This window comes from Klebsiella sp. A-Nf5, from assembly GCF_002810545.1.
Classification (GTDB): domain Bacteria; phylum Pseudomonadota; class Gammaproteobacteria; order Enterobacterales; family Enterobacteriaceae; genus Klebsiella; species Klebsiella variicola.
Window position 1 is genome coordinate 16,483 of the sequence record NZ_PIOG01000184.1, and the last position, 13,023, is coordinate 29,505.

Here is a 13,023-nt window from a genome sequence, read left to right on the forward strand (position 1 = left end):
TATTCACTGGAGGTAACACATCATGGCGAACACCATCACGGCTGATGAGATTCGGGAGCACTTTTCGCAGGCCATGTCGGCCATGTACCAGCAGGAAGTTCCGCAGTACGGGACGCTGCTGGAGCTGGTGGCAGACGTCAATCTGGCGGTACTGGAAAATAATCCGAAGCTGCATGAACAACTGGCCAATGCCGACGAGCTGGCGCGCTTAAACGTGGAGCGCCACGGCGCAATCCGCGTGGGCACAGCGGAGGAACTGGCGACGCTGCGTCGCATGTTTGCCATCATGGGGATGTATCCCGTCAGCTATTACGATCTCTCGCAGGCCGGCGTGCCGGTCCATTCCACGGCCTTTCGTCCCATCGACGATGCCGCGCTGGCACGCAATCCGTTTCGGGTTTTCACCTCGCTGCTGCGCCTGGAGCTGATTGAAAATCGCGCCCTGCGCGAGCGGGCCGAGGCCATCCTCGCCCGGCGCAAAATCTTTACCCCCCGCTGCCTGGCGCTGATTGCGCAGTATGAAGCTGAAGGCGAATTCACCTCTGCCGACGCGCGCGAGTTTGTGCAGGAGGCGCTGGAGACCTTTCGCTGGCACCGGCATGCTACCGTCGATGAGGAGACCTACCATGCTCTGCATCGCGAGCACCGCCTGATTGCCGATGTGGTCTGCTTTCCGGGATGCCATATCAATCACCTCACGCCGCGGACGCTGGATATTGATCGCGCCCAGGCCCTGATGCCCGAGTGTGGTATTGAACCCAAAGCGCTGATTGAAGGGCCACCGCGCCGGGAGGTCCCGATCCTCCTGCGGCAGACCAGCTTTAAGGCGCTTGAGGAGCCGGTGATGTTTGCTGGGGAGCATAAAGGCACCCACAGCGCCCGCTTTGGTGAAATTGAGCAACGCGGCATTGCGCTAACGCCAAAAGGACGCGCGCTGTACGACCGCCTGCTGCAGGCAGCGGGGACCGGAAAGGACAATCTCAGCCATCAGCAGCATCTGCAGGAGGTATTCCGCGAATTCCCGGACAGCGAATTTTTGCTCCGCCAGCAGGGGCTGGCCTGGTTTCGCTACCGCCTGACGCCCGCCGGCGAGGCGCATCGCCAGGCGTTTCGCCCGGGCGACGATCCGCAGCCGTTGATTGAGCGCGGGTGGGTGGTCGCCCAGCCGATTATCTATGAAGACTTTTTACCGGTCAGCGCAGCGGGTATTTTTCAGTCCAATCTGGGCAACGAAACGCAGGCGCGCAGCCACGGGAATGCCAGCCGCGAGGCCTTTGAGGCGGCGCTGGGCTGCCCGGTGGAGGATGAGTTTGCCCTGTACCGACAGGCGGAGGAGCGCAGCAAACGACGTTGCGGTCTGCTATAAAATCAGTACCCTGCTGGCATCAGCCTTACAGGGAGCAGGTTATGCAACATCCGTCGAAACCGTTGGCGAAAACCCGCCAGGGAACCGTGTCCGGGAGCGCAGAGCAGGGGATCCATATCTGGCGCGGCATTCCGTATGCCGCGCCGCCTGTGGGCCCGCTGCGCTGGCGCGCGCCGCAACCTCCTGCCCGCTGGCAGGGCGTCCGCCAGGCCGACGCCTTTTCCGCCGCCAGCTGGCAGGACATTGACTACTGCCGTGAGCTCGGCGGCGGCGATCCCGGCGCTTTCAGCGAAGACTGCTTATATCTCAATATCTGGGCACCTGCTGCTGCGGCGCAGCCGCTGCCGGTGATGGTCTGGCTGCACGGCGGCGGGTTTACCATCGGCGCCGGCAGCCTGCCGCCTTACGATGGCAAAGCGTTAGCCAGCCGCGATGTGGTGGTGGTGACGGTCAACTACCGGCTGGGCCATCTCGGCTTTTTCGCCCATCCGGCGCTGGAAGAAGAGGCAGGCGAACGTCTCTATAATTTCGCGCTGCTGGATCAGATTGCCGCCCTGCAGTGGGTTCAGGAGAATATCCATGCCTTTGGCGGGGATGCCGCTAACGTCACGCTGTTTGGCGAATCCGCCGGGGCGCGCAGCGTGCTGTCGCTGATGGCCTCGCCGAAAGCGAAAGGGCTGTTCCATAAAGCGATTATTCAGAGCGGGTATACGTTACCCGACCTGCCGCGAGAGAAGGCGCTGGAGAAAGGCCGCCTGCTGGCGGAACACTTTGCCTTACCGCAAGCCAGCGCTGAGGAATTGCGGGCGATCCCCGCGGAGGCCTTCTGGTCACTCACCGCACCGCTGAACACAGGGCCGGCCCCCATCGTCGGCGACGCGGTGCTGCCGCAGCCGATGCTGGAGACCTTTTTTGCCGGACGTCAGCACCCAATGCCGGTGATGATCGGCTCCAACAGCGATGAAGCCAGCGTGATGGCCGTGTTTGGCGTCGATATCGCCGGGCAGATCCAGAAGCTGCGCCGTGAGCGCCGCCTGGGTCTGGGGCTGATCAAACTCCTTTATCCCGGCGTGAAGGGCGATGAAGCGCTGGGGCGGGAAGTGTGCCGCGATATGGCCTTCACCACCCTCGGCTATGTGGTGATGCAGGCGCAGCAGCGCGTGGGGCAGCCGTGCTGGCGCTACTGGTTTGATTATGTTGCGGAAGCGGAGCATGACACCTATCCGCACGGCGCCTGGCATGGCAACGAGGTGCCCTACGTGTTTGATAACCTGCGGTTGACCGACCCGGTGTGTCAGTACGCCAGCGAAGCGGATCTGGCCTTCGCCGCTCAGGTCGCTGATTACTGGGCCCAGTTTGCCCGCGTCGCCAGCGGCGACCTGGCACTTTCCGGCGCAGTGCGCTGGCCGGCGTGTCTGCGTGGACGGGATCGTCTGTTGCGCATTGGCTTGCATAAGCGTGCCGGTTTTAAAGTGGAGAATCGCTTTATGCGCGCCCGGCTGGCGCTGTTTCGCCGGGTGATGAAGCATCACGTGACGCTCGAGTAAAGGTGGTTGTTCGTGGTTCCGCAAGGACATGACTCTGCTGAAAGCCACCGGCGGTGGAGAAACCGACACGTGATGAAGATGCCATACCAGGAACCGCTATCCGGTCCGATGACAGGCAGGCCTCAGACTGTGCCTTGCAGTCTCACTTCCCCGGAGATGAAAAAACGGGCTGTTCTGGTAGACAGGGCTTTTTTACCTTTTTTCTGCGGGCAACAATTGGATTATTAATCGTTTTTGTCTAGAGTGGGCGGAATTTATCACGCAGCGTGATGACGCGTTGCGAATCAATTCACCCGTGTAGAAGGACGCTTTCTCAGGCATGAACCGCAGACGTTTTCTTAAATCTTCCATGGCTGTTGCCGCCGTATGCGGAACGTCAGGAGTCGCCTCCTTATTCAGTCAGGCCGCTTTTGCCGAAGACGCGGGCATTGCCGACGGGCAAACGCGTCGTTTCGATTACACCGTGCTGCAGGGGATGGCCCACGATCTGGCGCGCCAGCCATGGGGCGGCGCCCCGCGCGATCTGCCGCCGACGCTGGCCAATCTGACTCCGCAGGCTTATAACAGCATCCAGTATGACGCCAACCACTCGCTGTGGAACAACATTGAAGAACGCAAACTGGACATCCAGTTTTTCCACGTCGGGATGGGGTTCCGTCGCCGCGTGCGGATGTTCTCTCTTGACGCCGCCACCCAGCAGGCGCGCGAGATCCATTTCCGCCCTGAGCTGTTTAAGTACAATGACGCCGGGGTCGACACCCGCCAGCTGGAAGGCCAGTCCGACCTCGGTTTCGCCGGATTCCGGGTGTTTAAAGCGCCGGAGCTGGCGCGCCGCGATATCGTAGCGTTCCTCGGCGCCAGCTACTTCCGCGCGGTAGACAGCACTTACCAGTACGGCCTGTCGGCTCGCGGGCTGGCGGTGGACACCTTTACCGATACCCCGGAAGAGTTCCCTGATTTCACCTCCTTCTGGTTCGAAACAGTCAAAGGGGACGCCACGGTATTTACCGTTTACGCGCTGCTGGATAGCCCGAGCATCACCGGGGCCTACAAATTCACCATCCATTGCCAGGATACCCAGGTCATCATGGATGTGGAAAACCACCTTTATGCCCGCAAGGACATCAAACAGCTGGGTATTGCGCCGATGACCAGTATGTTCAGCTGCGGCAACAACGAGCGTCGGATGTGCGATACCATCCACCCGCAGATCCACGACTCCGATCGGCTGTCGATGTGGCTGGGGAACGGCGAATGGGTCTGCCGGCCGCTGAATAACCCGCAGAAGCTGCAGTTCAACGCCTTCCAGGACAAGAACCCGCGTGGCTTCGGTCTGCTGCAGCTGGACCGCGATTTCTCCCATTACCAGGACGTGATGGGCTGGTATAACAAGCGTCCCAGCCTGTGGGTCGAGCCGCGTAACCAGTGGGGCAAAGGGGCCGTCAGCCTGATGGAGATCCCGACCACCGGTGAAACGCTGGATAATATCGTCTGCTTCTGGCAGCCAGAAAAAGCGGTGAAGGCGGGCGACGAACTGGACTTCCGCTACCGTCTCTACTGGAGCGCGCAGCCGCCGGTGAGCACTCCGCTGGCGCGTGTGCTCGCCACCCGCACCGGGATGGGGGGCTTCCCGGAAGGCTGGGCGCCGGGCGAGCACTATCCGGATAAGTGGGCGCGCCGTTTTGCCATCGACTTTGTCGGCGGCGATCTGAAGGCCGCCGCGCCGCGCGGTATTGAACCGGTGATCACCCTCTCCAGCGGCGAAGCGAAGCAGATTGAGATCCTCTATGTTGAGCCGTTCGATGGCTACCGGATCCTCTTCGACTGGTATCCGACCTCCGACTCGACCGATCCGGTGGAGATGCGCCTGTTCCTGCGCTGTCAGGGCGAAGCCATCAGCGAAACCTGGCTCTATCAGTACTTCCCGCCGGCGCCGGATAAACGTAACTACGTTGACGACCGGATCATGAAATAGTCCCGTGACAGCCGCGGCCCGCAGGCAACGCCTGTGGGCCAGTAGAGAGCCCCATGACTACAGACATTCCCGCAGTACCTGAGTCGATCCCGGTGACCGACGCGCTGACGCTTATCGCGATTGATGAGCGCTACGTCAGCGATCTGCACCAGCTGGTGGTCAAAAACCGCCACTGGCTGCAGCAATCGCTCAACTGGCCCGCCGAAGTGAACAGCGAAGAGGAGACCCGCCGCCATGTGCAGGGTAACGTGATTCTGCATCAGCGGGATTACGCCAAAATGTTTTTGCTGTTTCTCGACCATCGACTCGTTGGCGTCCTGTCGTTCAACCAGATCGAGCCGCAGAACAAAACAGCCTATATCGGTTACTGGATCGATGAAGAGCACCAGGGGCAGGGGCTGCTTTCCCGCTCCCTGCAGGCCTTTATCCACCATTATGCCCGCAGCGGGCTGGTGCGCCGGTTTGTGATCAAATGCCGGGTGGCCAATACCCGCAGTAACCAGGTGGCGTTGCGCAATGGGTTCGTTCTGGAAGGTTGCCTCAGGCAGGCTGAGTATCTGAACGGCAGCTATGACGATCAGAATATCTATGCGCGCATTATTGACCGCGACGAGGCGCTAGAGGGCGCCTAACAGCGGCGTGCGGGTGATGTGCTGCTGGCCGTCAAGCGTTTTCGGGCCGCGCAGATGAATGGCCTCACCCTCCTGCGCGGCGATCTGCACCTCGTCATTGATGGTGACCTGGTGCTCAATGATCACATCGCCGATGATGACGGTCCGCCCCTGAATCAGCACGTCGTCGTCGAGCAGAATCGGACCACCGCGCAGCTGCGCCTCGCCACCGACCATCGCCCGGTGCTTTAACAGGCAGTTGCCTTCAATCACCGCATTCTCCGCAACCTGCGAACTGTAGCGCACGGTGGGAATGGCATCCTCTCCGCGACCGGCGATCAGACGCGCGTGACCATAAACCCGGGCATTATCGCACACCCAGACGTCGTTTTCTTCGTTCCCCTCCAGTCTTGCCTGGTCGAATACTTCTGCCCGGTGTTCGACAAAAGCGTGCTCGACAAAGGCATCGCCGTAGATTTGCGCCTGGTGGAGAATACGCGAGGCGCTAACAGTGGCTCGCTGATAAATCTGCAGGACTTTGTCGCGATCGGCGGTCAGCCCGCGGGCGGCAATCACCTGGCAGTGGGGCAGGAGACGCGCTTCGTCGGCAAGACGACAATAGCCGCGTACCTGGCTGTGATTAACCGTGACGTTGTCACTTATCTGCGCGTGATGGCTAATGTGCGAGGCGTGAATGCATGCCCGTCCGCCGATGGCGGCCTCATGGCTGACCACGCAAGGCCCGGTTACGCGGGCGTCGTCGCGGATGCATGCTCCGGCGAAAACCACGCTGTTGGCATCGTAGATCCAGCACAAGCCCTGTTGGCTGAGAGCGCTTTCCGCGTCAACCCAGCCGCCTTCGCTGCCCGCTTTGACGTCAGCGAAATCGATAAGCGCCACTATCTGGCGCAGGGTGACGCTCTGTTTGCCATCCTCTTGCTGGTAACAATACTGCCGGGTCTGTTCGCTGAGACGGTATTTACGCATTCCCGATCCTCATTACTTATGGTTAACATAAACATAGCAAAGAACGCCGTAGCGCGCGGGATAAGGTTCCTTTAAAATGCAACTTCAAATTAAATTGATATCATCAACAAAATGAAGAGTAAGCAAACGCCGCGGCAGGTGCTGAACCTGCCGGCAGGCTACTTTGGTATGGTGCTCGGCACCATCGGAATGGGCTTCGCCTGGCGCTACGCCAGCACGCTCTGGCCGGTTAGCCGCAGCATCGGCGAGGGGCTGGTGACGCTGGCGATAGCGATGTGGGCGCTGCTCAGCATGGCGTTTATCAGCCGGGCGATTCGTTTTCCGGCGAGCGTGCTACGAGAGATGCGCCATCCGGTCAGCAGCAGCTTTGTCAGCCTGTTTCCGGCCACCACGCTGCTGGTGGCGATCGGGCTGGTGCCATGGTGGCGGCCGCTGGCGCTGGGATTGTTTGTGCCGGGGGTGGCGCTGCAGCTTGCCTATGCCGCCTGGCAAAGTGCCGGGCTGTGGCGGGGGACGCATCCTCACGAGGCCACCACGCCGGGACTCTATCTGCCGACGGTGGCCAATAATTTCATCAGCGCGATGGCCTGCGGCGCGCTGGGGTTTACCGACGCCGGGCTGGTGTTCCTCGGCGCCGGGGTCTTCTCCTGGCTGAGCCTCGAGCCGGCCATCCTCCAGCGTTTGCGCAGTGCGGGCGAACTGCCGACGCCGCTGCGCACCTCGCTGGGGATCCAACTGGCGCCTGCGCTGGTGGCCTGCAGCGCCTGGCTCAGCGTCAACGGCGGGGAAGCGGATACCTTCGCGAAGCTGCTGTTTGGTTACGGCCTGCTGCAGTTGCTGTTTATGCTGCGCCTGATGCCCTGGTATCTTCGCCAGCCGTTCAATGCTTCCTTCTGGAGCTTCTCGTTCGGTATTTCCGCACTGGCCACCACCGGCCTGCATCTCGGCCAGGCCAGGGCGGACGGCTTTTTTCACCATCTGGCAATGCAGCTGTTTATTTTTAGCAATCTGGTTGTCGGCCTGCTGTTACTGCGCACAATTTTGCTGTTGGTGAGCGGGAAACTGCTGGTACAGGTCGACCGGGAAACACTCCTGAATGAGAAGGAAAGATCATGACAACGCGTGACGCGGATTATTTTTGTGAAAAATATGGCCTGACTCGCACCCATTCCGAGGTGCTGCATGCTGCGACGGTGGTGCCGCCGGGGCGGGCGCTGGATCTGGGCTGTGGCAACGGGCGTAACAGTCTTTATCTGGCGGCGAACGGATTCACGGTGACGGCGTGGGATAAAAATCCGATGAGTATCAATAATCTGGAAAGTATTCGCGCTGCCGAGGCGCTGGAAAATCTCCGCACCGCGGTAACAGACCTCAATAGCCTGACCTTTGATGGCGAATATGACCTGATCCTCTCCACCGTGGTGATGATGTTCCTGGAGCCTGACACCATCCCGGGCCTGATCGCCAATATGCAGCGCTGCACCGCCGCCGGCGGCTATAACCTGATTGTGGCGGCGATGGATACCGAAGACTATCCCTGCACCGTCGGCTTTCCGTTTGCCTTTAAACCCGATGAGCTTCGTGAATATTACCAGGGCTGGGAGCTGCTGAAATACAATGAGGACGTCGGCGAGCTGCATCGCACCGACGCCAACGGCAATCGCATCAAATTGCGCTTCGCCACCCTGTTGGCGCGCAAGCCTGCCTGATACGCGGCGGCGTGGGAAGCTGAGCATGGCCCGCGCCGCGTAGTAAGGTGAAGAGCAGGGAAAATAAGCGAGGAACTCCCCGTAAAAAAGAGGGATAAAATGCAGGCTTCTGCCTGTTTTAAGTGATTATTTAATAACGTAATGTTCATCCTATCAATATTTGTAAATCTTCCTTGACGAAGCCCATTTTTTGTCACAAAACTAGTGGGTCTTATTTGCTATAACGTCTGCCGAAAAAAAACTGCATTTACAGGGATCTCTCTATGCGTACTCGCGTGTTATTGAAAGTCGCCGCTCTGGCGGGGATGTTAGCGTTGACCGGCTGTGCGTCGAAGGTGGCGCAACCGAATCAGTATTCGGGCTTCTTAAAAGATTATTCCAACCTGAAAGAAACGACCTCCGCCTCCGGCAAGCCTGAGCTGCGCTGGATCGATCCAAACTACAATCCGGCCAACTACGATAACGTCGTGTACCATCCGGTAACCTATTATCCCGTCCCGAAACCGACCACCCAGGTAGGGGAAAAGGCGCTGCAGGATATTCTGAATTACACCAACAAAGAACTGAAACAGGCTATTTCGGAGCGTAAACCGCTGGCCACTACCGCCGACAAACGCAGCCTCATCTTCCGTGGCGCGATCACCGGTGTGGACTCCAGCAAAGAGGGACTGCAGTTCTATGAAGTGATCCCGGTCGCCATGATTGTTGCGGGTACCCAGGCCGCCACTGGCCATCGTACTATGGACACCGACCTCTATTTTGAAGCCGAGCTGATCGACGCCAGCACGAACAAGCCGGTGATCAAGGTTGTTCGTAAAGGGGAAGGCAAAACCCTGGCTAATGAAAACACGCCGCTGACCGTCGATACCCTGAAGCAGGTGATCGATGATATGGCAGTGGACGCCGTCAAATTTGACCCTTCTCAGCGTTAATCGCACCAGCGCCGTCTGACCGACGGCGCTGTTCTCCCTGCCATCGCCTTCTCAGGCCAGCTTGCGACGCAGCAGCAGCTGTTCCGGTTTGGCAAACATCACCAGGTTACCCAGCAGGATCAGCGCCAGCCCGATAACGGCGTTGCTGTGCCAGATATACCCTTCATAGACGGTGGAAATGGATAACGCCACCAGCGGAAACAGCAGCGTACTGTACGCGGCTTTGCTGGCGCCGATGCGCCCCACGAGAGTGAAATAGGCCCCGAAGGCGATCACTGAGCCGAACAGCGCCAGATAAAGCAGGGCGCCAAGGTAGCTGACGGTCCACTCCGGCGTAAAGTTATCGCCACGTAGCAGGGCGATAGCGCCCATCACCAGCGTGCCGTAGAGCATCGCCCAACTGTTTGTGGTCAGGGTTTCCAGCCCTCGCCGCTGGTGGCGAATGCTGAACATATTGCCCAGTGAAAAGCCGTAGGTGCCCAGGGCGCTCAGACCGATCCCCCACAGCAGCGAGGCGTTCAGCCCGTTGGCCAGCAAGTCATCCCAGAACAGCGTGACAATACCGGCCAAACCCAGCGCGGCGGCGGCCCAGAAGCGGCCTGGCGGCTGCTGGCGGAAAAAAAGGAAGCTGTTAATGGCGTTAAACAGCACCGCCATGGAAAAGATAACCGATTCCAGCCCGGTATTGATCCAGGCCGCGGCCGTGTAAAAACACCAGAAATTAAAGCAGAAAACGCAGCAACCCTGCAGCAGGCAGCAGAGGTGATCTTTCGCGCGCAGCGGCCGCAGCCGTCGCGTGACAAGCAGAACTGCCAGCATCGTGACGCTGGCCACGGCGAAACGCCAGAAAATAGATACCGGCGCCGCCACCGGCCCCTGTTGTAAAAAAATCGCAATCCACGTCGTTCCCCAGATAACGACAACGAGTGCATAAAGTAATGCGTTCACCCTGACTCTCCTCTGCCTGTTGAAGGGAGGAGTATGCCGCCTGTCGCAACCGGCAGCTTTCACCCGCTTGTTGTCGGCTTGCAAATTCTTGCGCTTATTTGTCATTCGCCTGCGGTGAGGACTGGAAACCGCGCCGGAGTCTCCCTAAACTAGAGCTTTTACGGGCAGATGCGTGAAGGCGATGGGTTACGGGACGTTTGAAACATTACGGCGACAGAACGCGGTGCTGCGGGGCACGGTGGAGCTGAATTCCGGTATTCAACTGGCCGCCTGGTACAACAATTGCGATACCGTGACGGTGCGCAGCGATCACCATACGTTAAGCCTGTACGTCGCCGATGGCTATGAAAGCTATCAAAAGACGCCGCACGGCTGGAAAAATGGCGGCGGCCCGGATCGCTTTTGTCTGATGCCGAAAGGCGATGAGAGCGTCTGGGATATCCGCGGCGATCTGTCGTTTGTGCATCTCTACTGTACCGATGAGCATCTGCGCCGCGTCGGCGAAGAGGTGTGGGATCGTAGCCCGGCAAACTTCACTCTGCAGGAAAAAACCTTCGCCAGAGATGACAAAATCACCGCGGTGTACCGCCAGTTTTTGCTGGCCAATGACTGGCGACAGCCGGCGAACCAGTTGACCCTCAGCGCCGCGAGCAGCTTATTGCTCACCCATCTTATCCAGCACTATTCCACCGTACAGTGGCGTTTGCCGACGGTCACCGGAGGGCTGGCGCCGGGCGTAAAGCGTCACGTGCTGGCCTGGATCGATGCCCACCTCGATCAACCGCTGACCCTGGCCGACCTGGCGCAGCAGGCGGGACTGAGTGAATTCCATTTTGCTCGCATGTTCCGCCAGTCGCTGAATATTGCCCCGCATCAATACGTCATGCAACGGCGAATGGCGAAAGCGCAAAATCTGCTCTGCCACAGCGCGCTGGCGTTAACCGAGATTGCGCTGGCCTGCGGCTTCAGCTCCGCCAGCCATTTCAGCCATCGGGTCAAAGCCGCCACCGGCCTGACGCCGTCCCAGCTACGGGCGGCGCAGCGCGGATAAGACGCCGTAGCTCACCCCACCGAGCACCACGCCCCAGAAGGCCGACCCAATTCCTGCCAGCGTCACACCGCTGGCGGTGATCAGGAAGGTCAGCACCGCCGCATCGCGTTCACTGGCCTGATGTACCGCCTGAAAAAGGCTGCCGCCGATGGTGCCGAGCAGCGCCAGGCCGGCCAGCATCTGGATCCACGCCGTCGGTAAGGCCGACATCAGAGCGGTGATCGACCCGCCAAACAGACCGGCCAGCAGATAAAAACCGCCTGCCGCCATGGCCGCCAGCCAGCGCTGTTGCGGATCCGGATGCGCTTCCGGACTCTGGCAAATCGCGGCGGTGATCGCCGCGATGCAGAGGGAATACACCCCAAACGGCGCCAGCAATAGCGCCAGTCCTCCACAGACGACGAGCAGTGCCGACACCGGTACGGTGTAGCCAGATGCCTGCAGGGTGGCGAACCCGGGGGCGTTCTGCGAGGCCATGGTGACGAGGAAAAACGGCAGGCCGACGCTGAGCAGCAGCGCCGGGGTAAACTGCGGCGCGATCCACTCCGGTGCCGCGAAGGCCAGCGGTACGGCCGTCCTGGCGACGTCCCCGGAGGCCGCCGCGATCAGCGCCCCCACCACCAGCGCGGCGACTACCGCGAAGCGGGGCCACAGCGCTTTACAGAGAAGCCAGGCGGCGAGCATGCCGCCGCACAGCAGCAGATGGTCCTGCAAGCCGGCGAAGGCCTGCAAACCGAAACGCAGCAGGATCCCGGCCAGCATCGCGGCGGCCAGCGAATGGGGAATGATCTTCATCAGCCGGGCAAACAGGCCCGTCACGCCGCAAAGGACGATCAGCGCGTTGGCGAAGATAAATACCCCCACGGCCTCGGCGAGGGTGACTCCTTGTAGACCGCTGACCAGCAGCGCGGCGCCCGGCGTTGACCAGGCGGTGAGCACAGGAACTTTACGCCAGCCGCTCAGCGCAAGGGTGCTGATACCCATAGCGAGGCCAAGGGCCGTCATCCAGCCGGCGATCTGCCCGGGGGTAGCGCCAGCAGACGCAGCAGCCTGCCAGATAATGGCGGCTGAACTGGCGTAGCCCACCAGTACAGCGACGAAACCCGCCAACAGCGTGGGAAGAGGAAGGGTAAACGAGCGCATAGGGTTCTCTTGTGCGTTATAACATACAAATACTCTATCACTGTGCGTTATAGCGCACAAGGTGCGGGTGTGGAGAGCGTAAGACAGCTGTCCTCATCGGTGATATGCCGAGAAACGCCCTGTAGAATCAGGCAAATGGGGATATACTCTTGCCTGTATAAGTCAGGAGGTAGGATGAATATTGCGCAACATCTGGCGGCAACGCTCAAAACCCTGCGCCAGCAGCGTGGCTGGAGCTTGTCGCGTCTGGCAGAAGAGACGGGGGTGTCGAAAGCCATGCTGGGGCAGATTGAGCGTAATGAATCGAGCCCGACGGTGGCGACGCTGTGGAAGATTGCTACCGGGTTGAACGTGCCGTTTTCGGCGTTTATCGTTCCGGACGCCAGCGCGGCGCCTTCCGCTTTTGATCCGCAGCAGCAGGCGATGGTGGTGACCCCGGTCTTCCCGTGGGATCCGGAGCTGCGCTTTGACCATTTTTCGATAACCCTTGCCCCCGGCGCGTTGAGCGAATCGACGCCGCATGAGAGAGGGGTGATTGAACATGTGGTGGTGATTAGCGGCGCCCTGGATCTCTGTTTACAGGGGGAGTGGCATTTACTGCAGCCAGGTGAGGGACGGCGCTTCGCCGGCGATGAGGCGCATGCGTATCGTAACCGCGGCGTTCAGGCGGCCCATTTCCATTCACTTATCCATTATCCAAAAGAAAAAACCGCGGGCGAACCCGCGGCCAGACAAGATGACTGATGATAACCAC

The 13,023-nt window shown here is 60.0% G+C and carries 12 protein-coding genes; 9 read left to right on the forward strand and 3 right to left on the reverse strand.

Annotation, left to right across the window (positions count from 1 at the left end; translation table 11 throughout):
* Positions 1 to 22: 22 nt before the first annotated feature.
* From CWM53_RS19685 to rimL, 4 genes are all read left to right on the forward strand, one after another.
* The gene (locus tag CWM53_RS19685; RefSeq protein WP_074385680.1) at positions 23 to 1,366 is read left to right on the forward strand and encodes a VOC family protein; all 1,344 of its coding nucleotides are present in this window, start codon (positions 23 to 25) and stop codon (positions 1,364 to 1,366) included.
* Between the two features lie 41 nt (positions 1,367 to 1,407).
* Entirely contained in the window at positions 1,408 to 2,913 is a 1,506-nt protein-coding gene (locus CWM53_RS19690; protein ID WP_100750837.1) for a carboxylesterase/lipase family protein, read from the forward strand.
* Positions 2,914 to 3,232: 319 nt separating this feature from the next.
* On the forward strand, positions 3,233 to 4,888 hold the full coding sequence (locus tag CWM53_RS19695) for a glucan biosynthesis protein D (RefSeq protein WP_074385682.1): 1,656 nt from the start codon (positions 3,233 to 3,235) through the stop codon (positions 4,886 to 4,888).
* A 53-nt stretch (positions 4,889 to 4,941) separates the two neighbouring features.
* The gene (gene rimL, locus CWM53_RS19700; protein ID WP_060875735.1) at positions 4,942 to 5,520 is read left to right on the forward strand and encodes a 50S ribosomal protein L7/L12-serine acetyltransferase; all 579 of its coding nucleotides are present in this window, start codon (positions 4,942 to 4,944) and stop codon (positions 5,518 to 5,520) included.
* Here the strand turns inward: rimL and ydcK are convergent.
* The gene (gene ydcK, locus CWM53_RS19705; RefSeq protein ID WP_074385683.1) at positions 5,506 to 6,486 is read right to left on the reverse strand and encodes a YdcK family protein; all 981 of its coding nucleotides are present in this window, start codon (positions 6,484 to 6,486) and stop codon (positions 5,506 to 5,508) included. The two genes, rimL and ydcK, sit on opposite strands and share 15 nt — an antisense overlap.
* A gap of 111 nt (positions 6,487 to 6,597) precedes the next feature.
* On the opposite strand from ydcK, the gene tehA reads away from it, so the two are divergent.
* The 3 genes from tehA to CWM53_RS19720 all read left to right on the forward strand — a co-directional run bounded on the left by tehA (position 6,598) and on the right by CWM53_RS19720 (position 9,127).
* Positions 6,598 to 7,602: a dicarboxylate transporter/tellurite-resistance protein TehA gene (gene tehA / locus CWM53_RS19710; protein ID WP_100729599.1), complete on the forward strand. Its 1,005-nt coding sequence runs from the start codon at positions 6,598 to 6,600 to the stop codon at positions 7,600 to 7,602.
* On the forward strand, positions 7,599 to 8,195 hold the full coding sequence (gene tehB, locus CWM53_RS19715) for a tellurite resistance methyltransferase TehB (RefSeq protein WP_100630572.1): 597 nt from the start codon (positions 7,599 to 7,601) through the stop codon (positions 8,193 to 8,195). The genes tehA and tehB overlap by 4 nt, the downstream gene beginning before the upstream one ends.
* Positions 8,196 to 8,458: 263 nt before the next feature.
* Positions 8,459 to 9,127, forward strand: a complete 669-nt coding sequence (locus CWM53_RS19720; protein ID WP_061154410.1) for a DUF3313 domain-containing protein — start codon at positions 8,459 to 8,461, stop codon at positions 9,125 to 9,127.
* A 51-nt stretch (positions 9,128 to 9,178) separates the two neighbouring features.
* On the opposite strand, the gene CWM53_RS19725 is transcribed toward CWM53_RS19720, so the two are convergent.
* Entirely contained in the window at positions 9,179 to 10,075 is an 897-nt protein-coding gene (locus CWM53_RS19725; protein WP_074385686.1) for a DMT family transporter, read from the reverse strand.
* Between the two features lie 181 nt (positions 10,076 to 10,256).
* On the opposite strand from CWM53_RS19725, the gene CWM53_RS19730 reads away from it, so the two are divergent.
* Positions 10,257 to 11,126, forward strand: coding sequence for an AraC family transcriptional regulator (locus CWM53_RS19730; protein ID WP_100729600.1), 870 nt, complete (start codon positions 10,257 to 10,259; stop codon positions 11,124 to 11,126).
* Here CWM53_RS19730 and CWM53_RS19735 read toward each other — a convergent pair.
* Positions 11,103 to 12,269: a benzoate/H(+) symporter BenE family transporter gene (locus CWM53_RS19735; protein ID WP_100675506.1), complete on the reverse strand. Its 1,167-nt coding sequence runs from the start codon at positions 12,267 to 12,269 to the stop codon at positions 11,103 to 11,105. The genes CWM53_RS19730 and CWM53_RS19735 overlap by 24 nt on opposite strands.
* Before the next feature lie 174 nt (positions 12,270 to 12,443).
* Between CWM53_RS19735 and CWM53_RS19740 the strand changes: the two genes are divergently transcribed.
* Positions 12,444 to 13,013 (forward strand): helix-turn-helix domain-containing protein, encoded by a 570-nt coding sequence (locus CWM53_RS19740; protein WP_061154414.1) that lies wholly within the window; start codon positions 12,444 to 12,446, stop codon positions 13,011 to 13,013.
* Positions 13,014 to 13,023: the final 10 nt, after the last annotated feature.